Annotated in this window: 21 protein-coding genes; 13 read left to right on the forward strand and 8 right to left on the reverse strand. The window is 42.3% G+C overall.

Annotated elements, in window-relative coordinates:
- Positions 1–29: 29 nt before the first annotated feature.
- From CWC16_RS13470 to CWC16_RS13495, 6 genes are read right to left on the reverse strand one after another with little or no spacing between them, the layout of a single operon-like run.
- A complete protein-coding gene (locus CWC16_RS13470; protein ID WP_138541890.1) occupies positions 30–932 on the reverse strand; it encodes a hydroxymethylglutaryl-CoA lyase in 903 nt (300 codons plus the stop codon).
- A complete protein-coding gene (locus CWC16_RS13475) occupies positions 932–2,923 on the reverse strand; it encodes an acetyl/propionyl/methylcrotonyl-CoA carboxylase subunit alpha (RefSeq protein ID WP_138541891.1) in 1,992 nt (663 codons plus the stop codon). Before CWC16_RS13475 ends, CWC16_RS13470 begins: the two co-directional genes overlap by 1 nt.
- Positions 2,924–2,931: 8 nt before the next feature.
- Positions 2,932–3,702 (reverse strand): enoyl-CoA hydratase/isomerase family protein, encoded by a 771-nt coding sequence (locus tag CWC16_RS13480; protein WP_138541892.1) that lies wholly within the window; start codon positions 3,700–3,702, stop codon positions 2,932–2,934.
- A gap of 12 nt (positions 3,703–3,714) precedes the next feature.
- Positions 3,715–5,334 (reverse strand): carboxyl transferase domain-containing protein, encoded by a 1,620-nt coding sequence (locus CWC16_RS13485; RefSeq protein ID WP_138541893.1) that lies wholly within the window; start codon positions 5,332–5,334, stop codon positions 3,715–3,717.
- A gap of 10 nt (positions 5,335–5,344) precedes the next feature.
- Positions 5,345–6,520, reverse strand: coding sequence for an isovaleryl-CoA dehydrogenase (locus CWC16_RS13490; protein ID WP_055016030.1), 1,176 nt, complete (start codon positions 6,518–6,520; stop codon positions 5,345–5,347).
- Between the two features lie 50 nt (positions 6,521–6,570).
- Positions 6,571–7,005: a MerR family transcriptional regulator gene (locus CWC16_RS13495; protein ID WP_055016029.1), complete on the reverse strand. Its 435-nt coding sequence runs from the start codon at positions 7,003–7,005 to the stop codon at positions 6,571–6,573.
- Between the two features lie 330 nt (positions 7,006–7,335).
- Between CWC16_RS13495 and CWC16_RS13500 the strand changes: the two genes are divergently transcribed.
- The 7 genes from CWC16_RS13500 (at position 7,336) to CWC16_RS13530 (ending at position 15,050) form a co-directional block, all read left to right on the forward strand.
- Positions 7,336–8,517 carry a thiolase family protein gene (locus CWC16_RS13500; RefSeq protein ID WP_138541894.1) on the forward strand — a complete coding sequence of 394 codons (1,182 nt, stop codon included), beginning with the start codon at positions 7,336–7,338 and terminating at the stop codon, positions 8,515–8,517.
- Between the two features lie 103 nt (positions 8,518–8,620).
- The gene (locus CWC16_RS13505; protein WP_138541895.1) at positions 8,621–10,111 is read left to right on the forward strand and encodes a CoA-acylating methylmalonate-semialdehyde dehydrogenase; all 1,491 of its coding nucleotides are present in this window, start codon (positions 8,621–8,623) and stop codon (positions 10,109–10,111) included.
- A 138-nt stretch (positions 10,112–10,249) separates the two neighbouring features.
- Positions 10,250–11,407 (forward strand): acyl-CoA dehydrogenase family protein, encoded by a 1,158-nt coding sequence (locus CWC16_RS13510; protein WP_138541896.1) that lies wholly within the window; start codon positions 10,250–10,252, stop codon positions 11,405–11,407.
- A 10-nt stretch (positions 11,408–11,417) separates the two neighbouring features.
- Positions 11,418–12,209 carry an enoyl-CoA hydratase gene (locus CWC16_RS13515; RefSeq protein ID WP_138541897.1) on the forward strand — a complete coding sequence of 264 codons (792 nt, stop codon included), beginning with the start codon at positions 11,418–11,420 and terminating at the stop codon, positions 12,207–12,209.
- Complete coding sequence (locus CWC16_RS13520) at positions 12,209–13,360, forward strand: enoyl-CoA hydratase/isomerase family protein (RefSeq protein ID WP_138541898.1); 1,152 nt, start codon at positions 12,209–12,211, stop codon at positions 13,358–13,360. The genes CWC16_RS13515 and CWC16_RS13520 overlap by 1 nt, the downstream gene beginning before the upstream one ends.
- A gap of 10 nt (positions 13,361–13,370) precedes the next feature.
- Positions 13,371–14,270 carry a 3-hydroxyisobutyrate dehydrogenase gene (gene mmsB / locus CWC16_RS13525; protein WP_171037662.1) on the forward strand — a complete coding sequence of 300 codons (900 nt, stop codon included), beginning with the start codon at positions 13,371–13,373 and terminating at the stop codon, positions 14,268–14,270.
- Between the two features lie 9 nt (positions 14,271–14,279).
- Positions 14,280–15,050, forward strand: a complete 771-nt coding sequence (locus CWC16_RS13530) for an SDR family oxidoreductase (protein WP_138541900.1) — start codon at positions 14,280–14,282, stop codon at positions 15,048–15,050.
- A 275-nt stretch (positions 15,051–15,325) separates the two neighbouring features.
- Here CWC16_RS13530 and CWC16_RS13535 read toward each other — a convergent pair whose 3' ends face one another.
- Entirely contained in the window at positions 15,326–16,255 is a 930-nt protein-coding gene (locus CWC16_RS13535; protein ID WP_138541901.1) for an integron integrase, read from the reverse strand.
- Between the two features lie 241 nt (positions 16,256–16,496).
- Here CWC16_RS13535 and CWC16_RS13540 point away from each other — a divergent pair, with 241 nt between their 5' ends.
- From CWC16_RS13540 to CWC16_RS13555, 4 genes are all read left to right on the forward strand, one after another.
- Positions 16,497–16,847 carry an Imm8 family immunity protein gene (locus tag CWC16_RS13540; protein ID WP_138541902.1) on the forward strand — a complete coding sequence of 117 codons (351 nt, stop codon included), beginning with the start codon at positions 16,497–16,499 and terminating at the stop codon, positions 16,845–16,847.
- A 150-nt stretch (positions 16,848–16,997) separates the two neighbouring features.
- Entirely contained in the window at positions 16,998–17,201 is a 204-nt protein-coding gene (locus tag CWC16_RS13545; protein WP_138541903.1) for a hypothetical protein, read from the forward strand.
- Positions 17,198–17,725, forward strand: coding sequence for a hypothetical protein (locus tag CWC16_RS13550; RefSeq protein WP_138541904.1), 528 nt, complete (start codon positions 17,198–17,200; stop codon positions 17,723–17,725). Before CWC16_RS13545 ends, CWC16_RS13550 begins: the two co-directional genes overlap by 4 nt.
- Positions 17,726–17,875: 150 nt before the next feature.
- Positions 17,876–18,265, forward strand: coding sequence for a ribose-5-phosphate isomerase (locus tag CWC16_RS13555; RefSeq protein ID WP_138541905.1), 390 nt, complete (start codon positions 17,876–17,878; stop codon positions 18,263–18,265).
- Positions 18,266–18,781: 516 nt separating this feature from the next.
- Here the strand turns inward: CWC16_RS13555 and CWC16_RS13560 are convergent.
- Positions 18,782–19,825: an IS110 family RNA-guided transposase gene (locus CWC16_RS13560; RefSeq protein WP_138541906.1), complete on the reverse strand. Its 1,044-nt coding sequence runs from the start codon at positions 19,823–19,825 to the stop codon at positions 18,782–18,784.
- A gap of 107 nt (positions 19,826–19,932) precedes the next feature.
- Here CWC16_RS13560 and CWC16_RS13565 point away from each other — a divergent pair, with 107 nt between their 5' ends.
- Complete coding sequence (locus CWC16_RS13565; protein WP_138541907.1) at positions 19,933–20,409, forward strand: hypothetical protein; 477 nt, start codon at positions 19,933–19,935, stop codon at positions 20,407–20,409.
- Positions 20,410–20,536: 127 nt separating this feature from the next.
- Positions 20,537–20,926 (forward strand): hypothetical protein (locus tag CWC16_RS13570; protein WP_138541908.1); only part of this gene is annotated, 390 nt, incomplete at its 3' end.

Here is a 20,926-nt window from a genome sequence, read left to right on the forward strand (position 1 = left end):
TATTAACTGCCAATTGGCGAGTTAAGCTATTATTTTTGTGTGTTGCCTAATGCAATTGAAACTTTGCTTACAGGCGTTTTGCCAAGTGCTTGCGTAATTTTCCAACCAGCGCTACTTAACCTTTGTAAATCAATTCCATGCTCGATGCCAAGCCCGTTGAGTAAGTAAACCACATCTTCGGTGGCAACATTTCCTGACGCGCCCTTGGCATAAGGGCAGCCGCCAAGGCCAGCAACAGCTGCATCAACCGTTGCTATACCTAAGCTTAACGCTGCGTAAATATTTGTGAGCGCTTGCCCGTACGTGTCATGAAAATGCACCGCCAGTTTCGATTTTTCAATATGATCAAGTAAAAGTGTTAAAAGCGTAGTAACTTTGTTTGCAGTGCCAACACCTATGGTATCGCCAAGGCTTATTTCGTAGCAGCCTAAATCTAAAAGCTTTTGCGAAACGCTAAGTACTTTATGCGGGTCTATTTTCCCCTCATAAGGGCAACCGAGCACGCAACTCACATAACCGCGTACACGTATGTTATTGGCTTTTGCAAAGGCCATAACCTCGCTAAAGCGCTCAATACTTTGTTCAATACTGCAATTTATATTTTTTTGGCAAAACGATTCGCTTGCGGCGGTAAATATGGCAAATTCTTTTATGCCAACGGCATGGGCCGCTTGGGCACCTTTTAAGTTGGGTGTAAGCGCACTTAAATTTGCATGGGGTAAATTAAGCGCCGTTATTACTTCGGCTGAATCGGCCATTTGTGGCACCCACTTAGGCGATACAAAGGCGCCGGCTTCGATATTTTTTAAGCCAGCATCACTAAGTGCATTTATTAATGAAATTTTATCAGATGCAGTAACCGATTTTTCGTTTTGTAGGCCATCACGCGCACCTACTTCAACAATTTTAACTTCGCTGGGGAAGGCCGCCATTACGATGCCTCCTGCGCCGTGGTGTCTTCTACAATTGCTAATAAAGCGCCGTGCGAAACTAATTCACCTTCATCAAAGCAGTAGCTTTGTAAAATACCATCGTGCGGTGCGTTGAGTGTATATTCCATTTTCATGGCTTCAATAATCACTACGGCATCGCCTTTGATAATGGTGCTGCCTACATCAACTAAATGCTTAACCACAGTACCATTAAGTGGCGCCGCAAGGGGCAGGGCGTCGTTTTCATGGCTACTAATGTAATGTTTAGTGTTTAAAGCTAGCTTAATTTGTAGCGAAGCAAACATCACGCTAATACTATTATCAAAGTGGCTAACATGGGCGGTAAATTTTTCCCCATCAATAAACACATTACATACGTTTTGGTTTACAGAGCCTGCTATATCGAACGACTTTTCATTATGCGTTACAACATAACCCGTTTTAGTTTTAACACCACTGATGGTTAAGTCTTTAAATGGAACATCTACTTTTTGTGGGGCGTTAAGCGTAAAGCCACTCAGTTGCTGCCACGGGCTTGCACTTTGAACAGCTTCGTTTTTAGCGCTAAGCGTTTCAAGGTAGGCAAAAGCTGCAATGAGTTGTGCTTTTTCAAGCGCGGCGCTATCAACACTTACCAGTGCATCACCTTGCTCGGCAATAAAGTGAGTACTTGGCGCACCTTCAGCAAACCTAGGGTGGCTTGCTAAATTATGTAAAAAGCCAATGTTCGTGCTAAAACCCGCTAAGTGAAATTGCTTAAGTGCTTGGCGTAAACGCCCTAATGCTTGCCCGCGATTATCATCATGCACAATAAGTTTTGCAATCATCGGGTCGTAATACGGGCTTATTTCATCACCTTGTGCAATGCCAGTATCTATACGTACAAACTCGTTGTTAAGCGGTGTATTTAATGATTCGATTACGCCAGAGCAAGGAATAAACTCGTTACTTGGGTCTTCTGCGTAAATTCGCGCTTCAAAGCTGTGGCCTTGTAGTTGTATGTCAGATTGCGTTAACGGCAGAGTTTGCCCAGCCGCAATATTAATTTGCCAATTAACTAAATCTACGCCGGTGACCATTTCTGTTACTGGGTGCTCTACTTGCAGACGCGTATTCATTTCCATAAAAAAGAATTCATCGCCACACAGTAAAAACTCAACCGTACCTGCACCTCGATAGTTTATTGCAAGGGCACAGCGTACTGCGGCTTTCCCCATTTCTTTGCGCAGTTCATCGCTTAAACCAGGCGCTGGGGCTTCTTCAATAACTTTTTGATGGCGGCGCTGCAGGGAACAATCCCGATCCCCCAAATACACACAGTTACCGTGGTTATCGGCAAAAACTTGTACTTCAACGTGGCGAGGCTGGTTAACATAGCGCTCAAGCAGTACTAAGTCGTTACCAAAACCAGCTATTGCTTCACGCTGTGCACCTTCTAGTGCACTTATAAAATCTTTCGCTTGCTCAACAACACGCATACCTTTACCGCCGCCGCCAAAGGCCGCTTTTATGAGTACGGGGTAGCCAATCTTTTCAGCTTCAGATTGTAAAAAAGCAGGGTCTTGATTATCACCATAGTAACCCGGCACTAATGGCACATTGGCTGCGGCCATAATTTCTTTAGCGCGAGTTTTAGAACCCATGGCTTCTATGCTGCTAGCCAATGGGCCAATAAATGCAATATTGTTGGCTTCACAGACTTTAGCAAACTCGCTGTTTTCAGATAAAAAACCATAGCCAGGGTGGATACAATCGGCCCCGCTTGTTTTCGCAATATGTATAATTTTATCTGTTACAAGGTATGAATCTTTGCTTGGCGCTGGGCCAACATGGTAGGCCTCATCCGCCATTTTTACATGTTGTGCGTGTTTATCGGCATCAGAATAAACGGCCACCGTTATTAGGCCCATTTGTTTTGCAGTGCGCATTATTCGGCACGCAATTTCACCGCGGTTGGCAATGAGTATCTTTTTTAATGTGTGTGTGTTCATAGTTAATCCTACAGTTGCCAAGCGGGAGGGCGTTTATCAAAAAAGGCACTGAGTCCTTCTTGGCCTTCGTCCGATACCCGAATGTTTGCAATACGTTCGGCCGTAAGCTCAATAAGTTCATCATTAATAGGCTTATTTGCTACATCATTAATTAACGATTTAGCGGCTTTTACAGCGACAGGGCCATTGTCGATTAATGTTTGCAGAAGGTTATCAAGCGCACAGTCTAAATTACCGGTAACCTGATGAACCAAACCAAGTTGCTTTGCTGTGTGGGCATCAAACACCTCGGCAGTTAAAAAGTAGCGCCGTGCCGCGCGCTCACCAATGGCTTTAATTACATACGGACTAATTACCGCAGGAATAAGGCCTAGTTTTACTTCGCTTAAGCAAAATTGGGCATCGTCTTTACTCAGAGCAATATCGCAACAGGCAATTAAGCCCAACGCGCCACCAAATGCCGCGCCTTGCACAGCACATACAGTAGGGTGAGGAGAGGTCGCTAATACCTGCATTAATTTAGCAAGCTGCATTGAATCAGCAAGGTTATCGGCGTAATTGTTATCAGCCATAGATTTCATCCAGGCTAAGTCGGCGCCTGCTGAAAAATGTTTACCCTCAGTTTTTAAAACCAAAGCGCGAATATCCAGCGTATTTGCATGCTCTATGCACTGAATTAGCTCATGTATTACTTCACTGTTAAAAGCATTACGCTTTTCAACTCGGCTTAAAACAAGTACAGCCACATTAGATTTTGTTATTTGTAGTGTTACTGACATTTTGCGCTCCGGTTACATTCTAAATACGCCAAACTTAGAGTCTTGCTGTGGTGCATTTTTAGCTGCACTTAAAGCAAGGCCTAATACATTACGGGTATCTGCAGGGTCAATAATACCGTCGTCCCACAAGCGCGCGCTTGCATAATACGGGTGGCCTTGCTCTTCGTATTGGTCAATAATTGGCTTTTTAAAATCGTTAACTTCTTGCTCGCTCATGCTATGGCCTTTACGTGCTAAGCCATCTTGCTTAACTTGTGCCATTACACCCGCGGCTTGCTCGCCACCCATTACAGAAATACGGGCATTAGGCCACATCCACATCATGGTAGGTTCAAATGCACGGCCACACATACCGTAGTTACCTGCGCCGTAAGAGCCACCAATTAATACTGTAAATTTAGGCACATCGGCACACGATACTGCCATCACCATTTTAGCGCCGTGTTTTGCTATGCCTTCGGATTCGTATTTTTTACCTACCATAAAGCCGGTAATATTTTGTAAAAACACTAAAGGAATATTGCGCTGTGCACATAGTTGAATAAAATGCGCGCCTTTTTGCGCCGACTCACTAAATAAAATGCCGTTATTAGCCACTATGCCTACAGGGTTACCATAAATACTGGCAAAACCTGTTACTAGTGTTTCACCAAAGTAGCGTTTAAATTCATCAAACGATGAATCATCAACCGTACGGGCAATAACTTCACGCACATCAAATGGTTTTTTGAGGTCGGTGCCTACAATGCCGTAAAGCTCGTTTATATCGTACCTTGGTGGTTTAACATCCTCTACCTCTTGTTTAAGTAACGGCGCTGTAGGGCGGGTGTAATTAATACGCTCAATACATTGGCGAGCGATAGAAAGCGCGTGCTCGTCATTTTCTGCATAGTGATCGGCCACCCCAGATGTTTTACAGTGCACATCTGCGCCGCCTAATTCTTCGGCGCTGACAACTTCACCTGTGGCAGCTTTAACAAGCGGCGGGCCGGCTAAAAATATTGTGCCTTGCTCTTTTACAATTATGCTTTCATCAGCCATAGCGGGTACGTAGGCGCCACCAGCAGTACATAAACCCATTACCACAGCAATTTGAGGAATGCCTTTACCCGACATTCTGGCTTGATTGTAAAAAATACGGCCAAAATGTAATTTATCGGGGAATACATCGTCTTGCTCAGGCAGGTTAGCACCGCCAGAGTCTACCAAGTAAATACAAGGTAAGTGGCAGCGCTCGGCTATATCTTGTGCGCGTAGGTGCTTTTTAACAGTCAGCGGAAAATACGTACCGCCTTTTACTGTGGCATCGTTTGCAATGATCATGCATTCAATACCTTTAACACGGCCAATACCGGCAACTACACCTGCACAGGCAATTTCTTGCTCATACACACCAAAGGCTGCAAATTGCGAGATTTCTAAAAACGGTGAGCCTTCATCTAATAAAGTGCTGATGCGGTCGCGTACAAATAATTTACCGCGGCCTTCGTGGCGCTCTTTGAGTGCAGCTCCACCGCCCAAACTAATTGTTGCAACTTTACTGTGTAAATCATCAACTAAAGCCGCCATGTTTTTATGATTTTGCACGAAAGTAGGATCGTGAGGATTAACGCTCGATTTTAATATCGTCATAATTTAATCCTTAGCGGCTTTCAGTGAATAGTTCGCGACCAATAAGCATACGGCGTATTTCTGATGTACCTGCGCCAATTTCGTATAATTTGGCATCACGGAGTAAGCGTCCGGTAGCGTATTCATTTATGTAGCCGTTACCACCTAATATTTGAATGGCATCAAGGGCCATTTTAGTGGCAAGTTCAGCAGCGTATAAAATAGCGCCGGCGGCATCTTTACGGGTGGTTTCGCCGCGGTCGCAGGCTTTTGCAACGGTATAAACGTATGAGCGTGCTGCGTTCATCTGCGTATACATGTCAGCTACTTTGCCTTGAATTAACTGAAATTGGCCAATAGGGGTGTCAAACTGTTTACGCTCATGAATATAAGGTACAACTATATCCATACAGGCTTGCATAATACCAAGCGGGCCTGCAGCAAGTACTACACGTTCGTAATCAAGGCCGCTCATAAGTACCTTAACGCCTTCGTTTAGGTTACCTAAAATGTTTTCTTCGGGTACTTCGCAGTTTTCAAACACCAGTTCACAGGTGTTTGAACCACGCATACCTAGCTTGTCGAGCTTTTGCGCAGTAGAAAAACCAGCAAACCCTTTTTCTACAATAAATGCGGTGATGCCTTTAGCGCCGGCTTCTAAATCTGTTTTTGCGTAAATAACAAACGTGTGTGCGTCGGGGCCGTTGGTGATCCACATTTTATTGCCATTTAAAATGTACTTATCACCTTTTTTCTCGGCTTTTAGTTTCATCGACACCACGTCAGAGCCTGCATTAGGTTCACTCATGGCAAGGGCACCAATGTGTTCGCCGCTAATCAGTTTAGGTAGGTATTTTTCTTTTTGTGCTTGGTTACCATTACGGTTAATTTGGTTTACACACAAGTTAGAATGTGCACCATAGCTTAAACCAATTGAAGCACTCGCACGGCTAATTTCTTCCATGGCGATTACATGCTCTAAATACCCCAAGCCAGCCCCGCCAAACTCTTCAGGAACGGTCATGCCCAGTACACCCATTTCGCCCATTTGTGGCCAAAGCTGATTAGGAAACGCGTTTTCCATATCGGTTTGTTCTGCAAGCGGTGCTATTTCTTGGCTCGCAAAGCTATTGACGTGGTCGCGGATCATATCGGCGGTTTCGCCTAGGCCAAAGTTCATCTCTTTATAAAGTGAAATAGTGCTCATGATTCATTCCTGTTTGTGTGTTATCAGTGTGTTTTTATTTTTAAAATAGGCTACTCGTCTATTTTATTAAGCGTGTCTCTACAGCGACGCTCCGCTGTAACTAATTCCATAAGCACAACTTTTATGTCGTCCATTTGCTGAGAAAGGTCAGCTTTTTTTTCTGCAATTAAATCGAGCATTGTAACCAGCTGTTTAGCGCTTGATTTGTCAGCGTCGTACAGTTCAAACAAACGGCCTGTTTCGGCCAGCGTAAAACCTAGGCGTTTGCCACGTAAAATAAGTTTTAAGCGAACTTTGTCGCGTTTTGAATAAATACGGGTTTGGCCATTACGCTCGGGGGTAATTAAACCTTGGTCTTCGTAAAAACGAATCGAGCGGGTAGTAATGTCAAACTCTTTAGCTAAATCACTAATGCTAAAAGTTTGATCGTTACTGCTTGGTGCTTTAGCAGAGCTTGCAAAGTTTGTTTGATTATCTGGTTTCATAGTTGTGTTTACCTCATTCGAATAACTCCAATATAAGTGAAGTTTACGTAAAGGTAAAGCTCGATATGTTGTGAAACAGTTTATAATGGAGTGATAGGGTGAAATGTTAAATTAAGTTATTAGTATTCAATCAGTTATTTTTGTTCTTGTAACTTATCTTCGCAATTGGAAAATAAACCTTACACTTTTAAAACTAAAAAATAAGCTGTTTTTAGTTGACGTTAGCGTAAACGTTAGTATTGTGTATGGGTATTAAATAATAAATGAATATCAAATTAATAGAGCAAATATTCTAACAACTATTTGCATAAAAATACAACGGAGTTAATTATGACTTTAGAATCAGTGGTAATTGTAGCTGCAAAGCGTACGCCTATGGGTGGCTTTATGGGCGCATTAACCGATGCACAATCTACCGAGCTTGGCGCTACTGCCATTGCAAGTGCCCTTGCACAAACTGGTTTAGCTAATGATGCAATAGATGAAGTAATTATGGGCTGTGTATTGCCAGCGGGCCTTGGCCAAGCGCCAGCTCGCCAAGCGATGTTAAAGGCAGGCCTAGCTCTTGGCACGGGTGCCACAACCATAAATAAAGTATGTGGCTCTGGTTTAAAAGCGGCCATGCTTGCACACGATTTAATTAAAGCAGGCTCTATAAACTGTGCTATTGCAGGGGGTATGGAAAGCATGAGTAACGCACCGTATTTCATCCCTAAAGCGCGTGGCGGTATGCGAATGGGCCACGGTGAAATTAAAGATCACATGATGAGCGACGGCCTAGAAGATGCTTACGATAACAAAGCAATGGGCTGTTTTGCACAAGACACCGCCGATGAATATGGCATTGGCCGTGAGCAAATGGACGCGTTTGCACTGGGTTCGTTAAGTAAAGCTAATACTGCAATTGAAAATGGCAGCTTTGAGAACGAAATTGCCCCGCACACCATCAAAACCCGTAAAGGCGATGTAACCGTATCGATTGACGAGCAGCCGGGTAATGCACGCCCAGAAAAAATTCCTAGTCTTCGTGCAGCCTTTAAAAAAGACGGCACAATTACGGCGGCTAATTCATCGTCAATTTCTGATGGCGGTGCAGCACTTATATTAATGAGCGAATCAAAAGCTAAAGCGCAAGGCTTAACACCACTTTGTAAAATTGTAGCGCACAGTACGCACTCTCAAAAACCTAGTGAATTTACGGTAGCACCTGTGGGCGCAATGAACAGCGTGCTTGAAAAAGCAGGCTGGGCAACTACTGATGTTGACCTTTGGGAAATTAACGAAGCGTTTGCCATGGTCACTATGCTTGCCATTAACGAATTAAAGCTTGATGAGAGCAAAGTAAACGTAAATGGTGGCGCGTGTGCACTTGGACACCCAATTGGTGCCAGCGGCGCGCGAATTTTAGTCACGCTTATTCACGCACTTAAAAACCGTGGCCTTAAAAAAGGAATTGCGTCTTTATGTATTGGTGGCGGCGAAGCCGTAGCCATGGCTGTAGAGGCTTACTAACAAAGCAGTTAATTAACTAACAGCAACTAAAATGCACCGTACTCATACTAATAACAAAACGGTGCCATTTTTTAAAAGAACACACTAACAACAGGATTTACCCATGCACCAAGTTCCACTACTTATAAATGGCGAATTTGTTCAATCGGCTTCAAACGAGCTTATTGATGTAATTAACCCAGCAAACCAAGAAGTGCTTGCACAAGTTCCATGCACTACCGACTCAGAAATGGATGCAGCCATTGCCTCGGCCTCAGATACATTTAAAACGTGGAAAGACGTGCCCATTACCGAGCGTGCCCGCATTATGATGAAATATGCGGCGCTATTAAAAGAGCACCACGATGAGCTGGCAACCATTATTTGCCACGAACTAGGTAAAACGTTTGAAGATGCAAAAGGCGATGTATGGCGCGGTATTGAAGTAGTAGAACAAGCAGCTAACGCACCGTCATTAATGATGGGCGAAACAATGGAAAACGTTGCCCGTAAAATAGATACCTATTCTTACATGCAGCCCCTAGGCGTATGTGCTGGCATTACGCCATTTAACTTTCCGGCGATGATCCCACTTTGGATGTTTCCGCTAGCTATTGTGTGTGGTAACACCTTTATTTTAAAACCCTCTGAGCAAGACCCGCTCACTCCTATGCGCTTAGCTGAACTATTTATAGAAGCCGGCGCACCAAAAGGCGTATTACAAATTGTTCATGGTACAAAACCACAAGTAGACCGCCTACTAGAAGATAAAGCCGTACGTGCAATTTCGTTTGTGGGTTCGTGTGGCGTAGGTGCCTATATTTATTCTAAAGGCACGCAAAACCTTAAGCGCGTACAAGCGTGTGTAGGTGCTAAAAACCACATGGTTATTATGCCAGATGCGAGCAAATCACACGTAGTTAATAATTTGGTTGGTGCATCGGTTGGGGCCGCTGGACAGCGCTGCATGGGTATTTCGGTTGCTGTGTTTGTAGGCCAAGCAAGTGAGTGGGTAGATGAAATAAAAGCAGGCTTTGAAAACGTACGCCCAGGCGTGTGGGACGATAAAGACGCTGCCTACGGCCCACAAACATCAAAAGCTGCAAAAGCGCGTATTTTATCGCTTATTGCAAGCGGTAAAGAGCAAGGCGCTACTTGTTTAATTGACGGGTCAAACTTCACAGTAGAGGGCTTTGAGCAAGGTAACTGGGTTGGCCCAACCTTATTTACCGATGTAACAAAAGAAATGGATTTATACAAAGAAGAAATCTTTGGCCCAGTGCTAGCGTGTATGTTTGTAGATACGCTAGAAGAGGCAATTGCCCTTATTAACGAAAGCCCATACGGTAACGGTACATCACTATTTACCTCAAGTGGTGCTGCGGCGCGTAAATTCCAACACGAAATTGAAGTAGGGCAAGTGGGTATTAATGTGCCTATTCCGGTTCCGCTGCCGTTTTTCTCGTTTACGGGTTGGAAAGGCTCGTTTTATGGCGATACGCACACTTATGGTAAGCAAGGTATACGTTTTTACACAGAAACCAAAACCATTACCTCACGTTGGTTTGAAGACGACATCGCTTCGGGTCCAAACATGAGCATTAATTTAAAATAAACACACTTAAAAATAATAAAGAAGGGCGCAAAGGCTAAACTCGCTGACAAGCAACTAGAACACACACATCAGCTTTTGCCGCTCTTCACACCTATCCCAATAGGGCACACTAACAACACACAATTAAAGAGGTCTAACATGGACTTTAACTTATCAGAAGATCAACACGCCTTTGCAGAAACAGCACGCCAATTTGCCGAATCAGAACTTGCCCCAAATGCAGCAAAGTGGGATCGCGAGCATATTTTTCCAAAAGATACGATTAAAGCCGCAGGCGAGCTTGGTTTTTGTGGTTTATACACGCCAGAGGAAGCCGGCGGCCTTGGGTTATCACGTTTAGATTCAAGCATTATATTTGAGCAGCTTGCTATGGGCTGTACTGCTACAACGGCCATGTTAACTATTCATAATATGGCGACCTGGATGGTAGCAAGTTTTGGTACCGACGCAGTTAAAGACACATACGTAGAACAATTAGTAATGGGCGAGCTACTTGCCTCTTATTGTTTAACAGAGCCAGGCTCGGGCTCAGATGCGGCATCACTAAAAACAAAAGCCGTACTTGAGGGTGATGAGTACGTTATTAACGGCTCAAAAATGTTTATATCGGGCGCAGGCGAAACTGAAGTATTAGTGGTCATGGCGCGCACCGGTGGCGAAGGCGCTGCGGGTATTTCGGCATTTGTAGTCCCAGCCGATGCACAAGGTGTTGAGTACGGCAAAGCAGAAGAAAAAATGGGTTGGAACGCACAACCAACTCGCTTAATTAGTTTTGAAAATGTGCGTATACCGGCACATAACTTATTAGGTAAAGAAGGCGAAGGCTTTAAATTTGCAATGCAAGGTTTAGATGGCGGGCGCATTAATATTGCAACGTGCTCAATTGGTACTGCACAAGCTGCACTTAATACAGCAAAAGAGTACCTAAAAGAGCGCACTCAATTTGGTAAGCCACTGGCTGCGTTTCAGGCTTTGCAATTTAAGATTGCAGATATGAATACCGAGCTTGTAGCTGCACGGCAAATGGTAAGGCTTGCGGCATTTAAACTTGATACCGGGGATAGTGAAAAAACCACCTACTGCGCCATGGCTAAACGTTTTGCGACGGATATTGGCTTTACCGTGTGTAACGAGGCACTGCAAGTACATGGTGGTTACGGTTACATAAAAGAATACCCGCTTGAGCGCCATGTACGTGATGTGCGCGTCCATCAAATTTTAGAAGGCACAAACGAAATTATGCGCGTAATTATAGCGCGCCGTATTTTAGCTGAATCTGCAAGCGACGTTTTATAAGGAGCAAGTTATGTCAGAATCTAAATCTAATCCGAGTATTGAGCTAACAACCGAAGGCCATGTTGCTATTTTAACTATGTCTAACCCGCCAGCTAATACCTGGACAAAAGACACCTTAATTGACTTAAAAAACAAAGTTAACGAGCTTAATAACAACAAAAATATTTATGCTTTAGTGCTTACTGGCGAAGGCGAAAAGTTTTTTAGCGCCGGTGCCGATTTAAACGTATTTGCCAGTGGCGATAAAGGCGTTGCTGCTGATATGTCGCGTGTATTTGGTGAAGCATTTGAAGCACTGACTAATTTTACCGGGGTGTCGGTTGCAGCCATTAATGGTTATGCCATGGGCGGCGGATTAGAAGTGGCCCTTGCGTGTGATATACGCATAGCAGAAGAGCAAGCACTAATGGCACTGCCAGAGGCAAAAGTGGGCTTATTACCATGCGCGGGCGGGACACAAAATTTAGCATGGCTTGTAGGTGAAGGCTGGGCAAAACGCATGATTTTATGTGGCGAGCGCTTAAAAGCCGATAAAGCCTTACAAATTGGCTTAGTAGAAGAAGTTGTACCCCAAGGCGAAAGCTTTGCAGCGTCGTTAAAACTTGCCAATCAAGTAAGCGAACAAAGCCCAAGCTCGGTAGCTGCTTGTAAAACGCTTATACAAAAAGGCCGCCATCAACCTATGGCGAGTGTATTACCACTTGAGCGTGAACTGTTTGTTGGTTTGTTTGATACACAAGATCAACAAGAAGGTGTAAATGCCTTTTTAGAAAAACGCCGCGCTAATTGGGTAAATGGCTAATGAGTAATTTAACGTTATTAAATAATGCCGACGACCCCGTGCTATTTGAAACGGCAATCGCAGAGAACGGCAGCTTAATTGGGCTTATTACACTCAACGTACCTAAAGCATTAAACGCCCTTAATTTTGAAATGATCAAATTACTAGAGCCGCAGCTGCGCGCTTGGCAAGACGATGATGCAATCGCAATAGTTATTTTAAAAGGCGCAGGCGATAAAGCCTTTTGCGCCGGCGGCGATGTAGTAAGCCTGCATCATGCAATGGCGCAAGGTAAACCTACGAGTTTAGTTGAAGAGTTTTTTACCCTTGAGTACAAACTTGATTACCTTATCCATACCTTTGATAAACCAATTCTAGTGTGGGGTAACGGCATAGTAATGGGGGGGGGGTTAGGCTTAATGGCTGGTGCTAGCCACCGCGTAGTAACCGAAACATCGCGCATTGCCATGCCAGAGCAAACCATAGGCTTATACCCAGATGTAGGCGGCAGTTACTTTTTGCATAAAATGCCACAAGGTGTGGGCCTATTTTTAGGGTTAACATCGGCCTCTATTAATTGTGAAGATGCACGCTTTGTATCGCTTGCCGATCACTTTATCGACAGCACAAAGTACGATGCCATGCTAGCGCAAATTTTAGCTGCTAAGTGGGGCAAAACTCCAAGTTTAAATCATGAGCGTTTAACAAAATTATTAACCGATTTAGATAACCAATCTGCGCGAATGCCCAAAGGTAATATTAAAGCTAACTTAGCAACCATTCAAAAATTAGCTGAATTTAATACGCTACAAGAACAAGTTGATTTTATTTTAGGCCTAACTACTGACGATAAATGGCTGCAACGCGCCCAAAAGTCACTTAAGCATGGTTGCCCACTAAGTTGTGCTCTGGTTAGTGAGCAATTAAAAGCCAGTAAAGGCAAAAGCTTATTAGCGTGTTTTAAAATGGAGCTGGGTATGTCGGTACGCGCTGGCGAAGTTGGTGAATTTCAAGAAGGTGTAAGGGCGCTATTAATAGATAAAGACGGCGCGCCTAATTGGCAGTACAAAACACTGAGCGATGTACCACAAACAATAATAGACAGCTTTTTTGCTAATCGCTTTGGCGAAAACCACCCACTCAATGGCTTACACACGCCATCACACACATAAAGGAAAGACGATGACTAAACTCAATATTGGTTTTATCGGCTTAGGTAATATGGGCGGCCCTATGGCGGCTAACTTAATTAAAGCCGGTCACACTGTTACGGCGTTCGATTTAAACCAGTCGGTCTTAAATGAACTTGCAAGTAAAAGTGCACACGCAGCTGATAATGCAAAAGCATGTGCAAGCAATGCCGATATACTCATTAGTATGTTGCCCGCAGGCAAACATGTTAAATCACTTTATTTAGGCAATAACGACGATAGCGGCTTAATTAATGTGCTGAGCAAAAACACCTTAGTGATAGATTGCTCAACAATAGATGCAGAGTCGGCGCGTGTGGTTGGCAGCGCACTTGGCGAGCAGGGTATTAGCTTTGTAGATGCACCGGTATCGGGCGGCGTTGCAGGCGCAGCGGCTGGCACGCTTACGTTTATTGTAGGGGGTAGTAAAGCTGCGTTTAATACCGCACAACCTGTGCTTAATGATATGGGTAAAAACATATTCCATGCAGGTGATATTGGCGCAGGGCAAGTTGCAAAAATATGTAACAACATGCTACTAAGCATTTTAATGGCAGGCACCAGCGAAGCACTGCAAATGGGTATAAATAACGGCCTCGATCCTAAAGTACTTAGCGACATAATGACCGCAAGTTCTGGCCGTAACTGGACGCTTGAACTTTACAACCCGTGCCCAGGTGTAATGGATACAGCCCCTGCAAGTAACGATTACAAACCTGGCTTTATGGTCGATTTAATGGCTAAAGATTTAGGCCTTGCCATGGAAGCCGCGCAGCAAAGTAATTCTTCAACCCCAATGGGGTCAATGGCTAAAAATTTATACACTATGCTACAGCACCAAGGTACAGGCAGTGATGATTTTAGTGCCATTTTTAAACTGTTTTCTAAGTAGGAGCTAGGCGTGGAAATTAAAAATAACACGGTAGTAATAACCGGTGGTGCACAAGGTTTAGGTTTTGCAATGGCGCAAAAATTTGCCCTTATGGGCGCTAACATTGCACTTATAGATATGGCGCAAGAGTTACTAAACACAGCATGCGAGCAACTAACACAGCTGGAAGGTGTATCAGGCACTATTAAAGGTTACGCTGCAAACGTAACCGCTGAGAGCGAAGTAGAAAACGTATTTAATACCATTAATAGTGATTTTGGCCACATTGGTGTGCTTATAAACAACGCCGGCATTTTACGCGACGGCATGTTTATTAAAGCTAAAGACGGCAAAGTGGTTAAAAAAATGTCCCTTGAGCAATTTCAATCGGTGATTGATGTAAACCTTACTGGCGTATTTTTAGCAGGGCGAGAAGCTGCAAGCCACATGATTGAATCAAGCAAAGGCGGTGTAATTGTTAATATGTCGAGCGTAGCGCGCGCAGGTAACATAGGCCAAACAAACTACGCAGCATCAAAAGCTGGCGTAGTGGCACTTACCACCACATGGGCTAAAGAGCTTGGCCGTTTTGGTATACGAGTAGGCGCTATTGCACCAGGTGTAATAAGCACCGCGATGACCGACGCCATGAAACCCGAAGCCAAACAACGTATGCTTGCAGTAACGCCAGTAGGGCGCTTAGGCGAAAGCGACGAAATTGCCCACACTGCACAATACATAATTGAAAACGACTTTTTTACCGGCCGCGTGGTTGAAATAGACGGCGGTATTCGTTTGTAATTTGTCAGCTCTCATTTAATTATTGGAAGCACAGCTCAAACGAGTTGTGCTTTTTTGTTTTAAATAGGGGAGGTTTATAATCTTGAAAAAGGGCTAACAACCCCGTTAGCACCTTGTTGTAGTACATGGGTAGGATACCCGCTGAATTAAAACGTTGATCATTTTAGCGTTCTAAATAACTCATTAACTGCGTTAAAAACTTCTCATATAGATAAACTATATAACTAAGTTTTTGCCTTGTTACTGAGCTATTTATCTGTCGCTATAATTGCTCACTAATTCAATGCAGCGGGTATTATGTGCGTAGTACGTATGTCACTGTGGCCTAACTGTGTTTGTACTGTGCGGATATCAGCGCCGCTTTGCAGCAAATGAGTAGCGAAAGAGTGACGTAAAGTATGTGGGGTAACGTGTTTATTAATTTCAGCTTTTGTTGAAGACAGTTTAACTGCCTTTCTTACCCCTGAACGATCTAAGTGATGGCGTCTTATTTCTCCTGTTTCAGGGTCTGTACTTAATTTATGAGATGGGAACAGAAACTGCCATTGTAATGACTTATTAGCACTTGGGTATTTTTTACTAAGTCGATGAGGCATCCATACACCGGCGTACGCATCATTTTTTAAATCTAACTGTAAATATTCATCAACTTGAATTATTTGATTTCTTAGCATTGGTATTAATTCTTCAGCAAGTGTCACAATACGATTTTTATTACCCTTACCATTCCATACACGTATATTTTTATAGTCGAAGTCAATATCTTGAACTCTTATTTTTACTGCTTCCATCAGCCGTAAACCACTTCCATATAGCAGGCTTGCTATCAAATAATGTCGCTTACTTATATTTCTAAAAAGTAGCGATACCTCAGTTTGTGTAAGTACGACAGGAAGTTTCTGTTGGCGGCTACTTTTAATGAAATTTAAATCTAATGAAAGCTCATTCTTGATAATATGTTTATATAAAAAAGCAAGTGCATTTAAAGCGGTTGCTTGTGTTCTCGCTGCCACTTTTTTAGTAACTGTTAAGTGATTTAAAAATACTTCTACTTCATTATTGCCCATACTGGTAGGGTGTCGCTTATTATGAAAATGGATATAGGCAGCAATCCAAAAGACATAAGTTTCAATAGATTTTTTAGCATAATGATGGCTATACATATAGTTGATAATACTATTAAGGAAAGGGGACTTAGTTTTCATTTTAAATCCTATTTAACTGTATTTATATACAGTATTAATGTTTTTCCTCCTAAGTCAAGAAATGAGGACGTTTTCCTCTTTTCTTCATTTTAATAAAAGAACAGCCTGACTTAAAGTTTAAAGCTGGCAATGTGTTACAGGATTTGTTATTAGTATTAAAAATAATTAAGGGGACATATATTACTCATAAAAAGAGGAAAGTGTCCTCTGATAAAGTTGTTAGCTGTACAGGGAGATTAAGGTGGCTGTAACTCTTGAACTAAAAGGTATCTTTAGTATGGAGCTGGAATATGGAAAGCTGCCATTAGAACCAGAATGCTGTGCGATACTCATTGAACTTAGCATTGGCATCAAAGGCCAAGAGGGAGGTGATATTTTTTCTTTTACTGCAATTACGCCAGAATTTCTGATTAAAAAACCTGAGCTTAGATGGGGGCGAGGCTATCTTTTACTGGAATATTTTTCATGGCAGCAAGTTGAGAAAATGGCCCACAACCTTTTAAGGCATGTTGTAGCGGATAGCTGGGAAGAAGCTACTCAAAGTTTAACTAAAGAGTTGCATTGGGAGTACGAAAACTACCAAGGGTGCTAATGTACAGCTAACAAACGCATCAACGCATGGACTAATAAAGCTTGGCTTGGTTCGTGCCTCACCAATTATAGCCAAGCTTTATTAGCCCGTTATGCGAGGCGTTAGCTGTACTCAGGAGAGTATATGGAATCAAACTCAGTGGAGACAATAATGAGTGGTGTAGAACTTGTAGGACTAATCGCTTCAATAGCATCGCTTATATTGGCTGTTGGCGCTATATGGCTATCTGTTGTTTTTTTTAAAATGTCTAACGAAGCTTCAAAGGCAACTACCGAAGCCGCGAAAGGAATTGATGCAAGTGTGCAACGATTAGAAATTTATTTGATAAATTATATTCAGATACTTTCTCTATGATGAAAGATACCGTTACTGATATGAGAAAGCATATTTGGAATGGCGACGATAACTTACGTGATAGTGAGGGAAATATTAAGTCGGATATTCTTGAAGAGGCAGACAAGAAAGCTGATGAAAAAGTCGCAGAAATTAAATCCGCAATGGATAAGCAATTATCTGAAATTTTAGCAAAGCAAAAAGCTGCTGACGGTAAATTTTCGGACATTGGTGTTGAAATTGAGAGGTTGTTAGATAATGCAATCCAAACTTCGAGACTTGTTGAAAGTGAAGCAAGAGAAGAGACAGTTAGAAATCATATTTTAATGGCTTTAAAAAGATTTAGTAGGAATAAAAGGGCTGTAACAGCTGAAGACCTCGTTGAGATGATTGCGGAATATATACCTCCTCATCGTGTAGTTCGTGAATTAGATAATATGAGAGATGAAGGGATTATTCATTTCGAGGGTCAAGGTATAACACCAGACACAAAAATTAGACTTCTCAATATAAGAGAAAGAAATGAAGCAATCCGTACGAGCTAACAAGGGTTTTCAAATCGGACAAATTTCAGTTGGCTATTGTTCGTGCCTCACACATTTTAGCCAACTAAAATTTGCCGCTTAAAACAGCGTTAGTTTTATCCAAGCTACAGCGCTAAAAATAATTAAAGTAGATCAATATAAGGAAGTTAAATGAAATATGGGTTAATTATGCTGGCATTACTGTCCAGCAGTGTATTTGCTAAAAGTGAACTATCAGTCTGCGAATCGCATAAATCAAAATATAAAGTAGAAGCATGCATAAATCAGGCTATTGCAGAAAAAAAACGAGATCTAAGAGTTGCCATGGCTGATATCAATGCAGTTGTTGTTGGGCAAGAAGAATACGGAGTCTCTCCTGGTCTCAGTAAAGAATTCTCTGTAAACAACAAAAACTATAAAGCTTACTTAGACTCGTTTTGTTCGCTTTATTTGGGTGCTACGGGTGCTAATATGGGCACGGGCTCTGTCATCGCAAGTATGAAATGCGAGTACATAATGTTAGACCATAGGATAAAAGCCCTGAACTTTATTAAGCAATAAAACTAACACATATGAGCCTTAACTCTGTCAATAGGCACATATGAGCCTTAACTCTGTCAATAGGCAATAGTGTTCTTTTTGACCGTTTTTAAAAATTGACGGTCAATTCTAAACCAATAAACAAATTCGTTTACTTCGTCTGTCGATGCGGCTGTTAAGCAAGTTGCTTACGGCAAACACATATAGAGGCTCTCTTATTGCGATCTCATCGCAGCCAGGTTTTTCCCATATCCTTTTGGGGTTGCTGGGGCACTAGACATTCATCGGTTAACCTAATCATGGCACTATTCAAGGCGGCTGGCTTCATCATTGTGATCCAGTTAGTTTCAGGCTCAAGTCAGGTGTAAGCGACTTTGTTTATTGTATTAATGCACGCGTACTGAGCGTCTAATCAAGGCAGGTGGCTTAGGTCTGTAGGCATATAATCAGGTTAAACCTTGTTGGTTATTAACTCACCCAATTGATTGATGCTCAGCCTTATATCCAGTTAGATGTTCAGCTCACTCAGTACCGTGACTAACTCTTTAAGAATTTTGCTTCATCGAATACCGTCTCTTTTTTAAGCATGTAATAAACACAGCGGCCCAGCTTATGTGCAAGTGCTGACAGTGCTTTGGCTTTGCTCATTCGCTTTTGTAGTTTTTCAAGGTATTTGTTGGCGTTGTGACTGTGACGCAGCAGTAGTACAGCGGCTTCGGAAAACGCCCATTTGAGATGTGCATTGCCAATTTTGTTACCTTGGGTGCCATAGGTTTTGCCTGCAGACTCCGCTTTGCATTTGACTAACCGACTGTATGAAGCGAACTTTTGTACGCTTGAAAAGCGATTGATGTCACCAATTTCGTAAATAATAGTTAGTGCTAGAATGCGGCCTATACCATTAATTGTTTGCAAGATATTAAGGTGCACAGGATTATGCTGCTTAGCCATTTGTTCAATATAGTGCTCTAAAGGCTTAAGCTCCTTGTGATAGCAATCGAGTATGGCCATATTTAAATTAATGGATCGTTGCACAACGGGATCAGGGAAGTAATAGCGCATCTTTTCTCTATCGCAGACGTTCTTTAAATTCACGTTGTGGGCAGGTAAATTGTACTGGCTGGCGGTATTGGCGACATGGGCTTTTAAATCAGCCCCGTGGCGAACAATTTTAGTTCTTCGGCGTAATAAGTCGCGTGTAGCACGCATATCTTTGTTATACACATAAGCAAGTGGGAAATTTCCTCCACGGATGAGTTTGGCAATTTTATATGAATCTATTTTATCGTTTTTGGCTTTACCGCCATGAATCGCCTTCATATATAACGCATGACCGAGAATAAAGTCGATAGTGTGTTCTTTGCAAAAGTCAGCGACCCAATACCAGCAATGCATGCATTCCACACCAACCACAATATCACCGATATACGGTTTAAGTAGTTTTAGTAGCGCTTCAGGGTCATCTTTAATTTTCTTGTGAACAAGGATAAGTCCTGTATTATCAATGATACAGACGTAAAGTAATCGGGCGTGTAAATCGATTCCACAATAATATGGATGCATGTTATTGTAAAAGTTCATTGAGCTTTCTCCTGTAAGGTTGGTTGCCTTTTCAGCGTAGCGAATAATCGCGATGCTGGGGAGGAGGCTCAATGAGTATCAAGCCACTCAAGCAGGACAAATAACAGTTGGCTGTTGCTCCTGCGTCGCTTATTTTAGCCAACTATTATTTGCCCCTTAGTGGGGCGTTATATGCCAGTAAGCATCTCATGATTTTAAATAAAGAATTAAAACAACTAGAAGAAAAACTAACTCTTCAAAGTTCTTCAGATATAAATCAGGAAGCCAATGAAAATCTGGTTTCATTCGGTTTTAGTAAGCAGGATGCTACTCTAACCACTAAAAGGGATATTGAGTTGTTTTTATCTCGTGCTTTGTCGATATACAGTTCAAGTAATAATGGTAACGAAAAATTGTTTTACTCATGGCTCGATGAAATGTCGTCACAAATTCGCGTAAGTGCGGTCTCAACAAATCACAATACATTGCCATTTAGAACTGAACTAGAGTGTTGTACTTTGGAGGAGCTTGCTACTTGTATAAAACGATACGACAGTGGTGCGTTTACTAGTGGTAGTATTAGGATTTTTAAGAGTAGCATATAACAAAACACTAAAGGCGCTCGCGCTGCTCGCTGGGACGCTAACACATAGGCTGCGTCACTTCGTTCCTAATTTTAGCCTATGTGTTATCGCCCCTTAGTGGGGTGTTAGCTTTTTATCAGGAGTGGAGATGAAGAAGAATCTAAAAATTTTAATCTGTATATTTATATTAGTAGTTTTGAGTGGTTGTAAAACTACAACTAATAATAAATTTTTAATCCACTCTCCAAACTATGTATTCAAAGAAGCTGAAATTGAAATCATTAAACATAATGTGGTTAGCGTGAACACAGAAATTGCAACTATTAGTACTGAATTTAAGTATGTAATTAATGAACTTGATCTAGAAAATTATGAATATCAGTGTCTTATAAGTGATAGATTAGTTTATGATAAACAACGTGATATTTATTATGGGGGGCTCAATCACTCAGTAAGTTGTGAAATATCAGCTTCCTCGGATGTAAAGACTGTGCTGTGGGAAACTAAGTTAACTAGTTATCATAGGTTGGATCTTAAG

The sequence above is a fragment of the Pseudoalteromonas sp. S3776 genome, from assembly GCF_005886915.1.
Classification (GTDB): Bacteria; Pseudomonadota; Gammaproteobacteria; order Enterobacterales; family Alteromonadaceae; genus Pseudoalteromonas.

Bases quoted from the DNA above. Each gene is read 5' to 3' on its own strand.
- CWC16_RS13470 (WP_138541890.1), bottom strand. From the start codon at position 932: ATGGCGGCCTTCCCCAGCGAAGTTAAAATTGTTGAAGTAGGTGCGCGT.
- CWC16_RS13475 (WP_138541891.1), bottom strand. From the start codon at position 2,923: ATGAACACACACACATTAAAAAAGATACTCATTGCCAACCGCGGTGAA.
- CWC16_RS13480 (WP_138541892.1), bottom strand. From the start codon at position 3,702: ATGTCAGTAACACTACAAATAACAAAATCTAATGTGGCTGTACTTGTT.
- CWC16_RS13485 (WP_138541893.1), bottom strand. From the start codon at position 5,334: ATGACGATATTAAAATCGAGCGTTAATCCTCACGATCCTACTTTCGTG.
- CWC16_RS13490 (WP_055016030.1), bottom strand. From the start codon at position 6,520: ATGAGCACTATTTCACTTTATAAAGAGATGAACTTTGGCCTAGGCGAA.
- CWC16_RS13495 (WP_055016029.1), bottom strand. From the start codon at position 7,005: ATGAAACCAGATAATCAAACAAACTTTGCAAGCTCTGCTAAAGCACCA.
- CWC16_RS13500 (WP_138541894.1), top strand. From the start codon at position 7,336: ATGACTTTAGAATCAGTGGTAATTGTAGCTGCAAAGCGTACGCCTATG.
- CWC16_RS13505 (WP_138541895.1), top strand. From the start codon at position 8,621: ATGCACCAAGTTCCACTACTTATAAATGGCGAATTTGTTCAATCGGCT.
- CWC16_RS13510 (WP_138541896.1), top strand. From the start codon at position 10,250: ATGGACTTTAACTTATCAGAAGATCAACACGCCTTTGCAGAAACAGCA.
- CWC16_RS13515 (WP_138541897.1), top strand. From the start codon at position 11,418: ATGTCAGAATCTAAATCTAATCCGAGTATTGAGCTAACAACCGAAGGC.
- CWC16_RS13520 (WP_138541898.1), top strand. From the start codon at position 12,209: ATGAGTAATTTAACGTTATTAAATAATGCCGACGACCCCGTGCTATTT.
- mmsB (WP_171037662.1), top strand. From the start codon at position 13,371: ATGACTAAACTCAATATTGGTTTTATCGGCTTAGGTAATATGGGCGGC.
- CWC16_RS13535 (WP_138541901.1), bottom strand. From the start codon at position 16,255: ATGAAAACTAAGTCCCCTTTCCTTAATAGTATTATCAACTATATGTAT.
- CWC16_RS13545 (WP_138541903.1), top strand. From the start codon at position 16,998: ATGAGTGGTGTAGAACTTGTAGGACTAATCGCTTCAATAGCATCGCTT.
- CWC16_RS13550 (WP_138541904.1), top strand. From the start codon at position 17,198: ATGATGAAAGATACCGTTACTGATATGAGAAAGCATATTTGGAATGGC.
- CWC16_RS13555 (WP_138541905.1), top strand. From the start codon at position 17,876: ATGAAATATGGGTTAATTATGCTGGCATTACTGTCCAGCAGTGTATTT.
- CWC16_RS13560 (WP_138541906.1), bottom strand. From the start codon at position 19,825: ATGAACTTTTACAATAACATGCATCCATATTATTGTGGAATCGATTTA.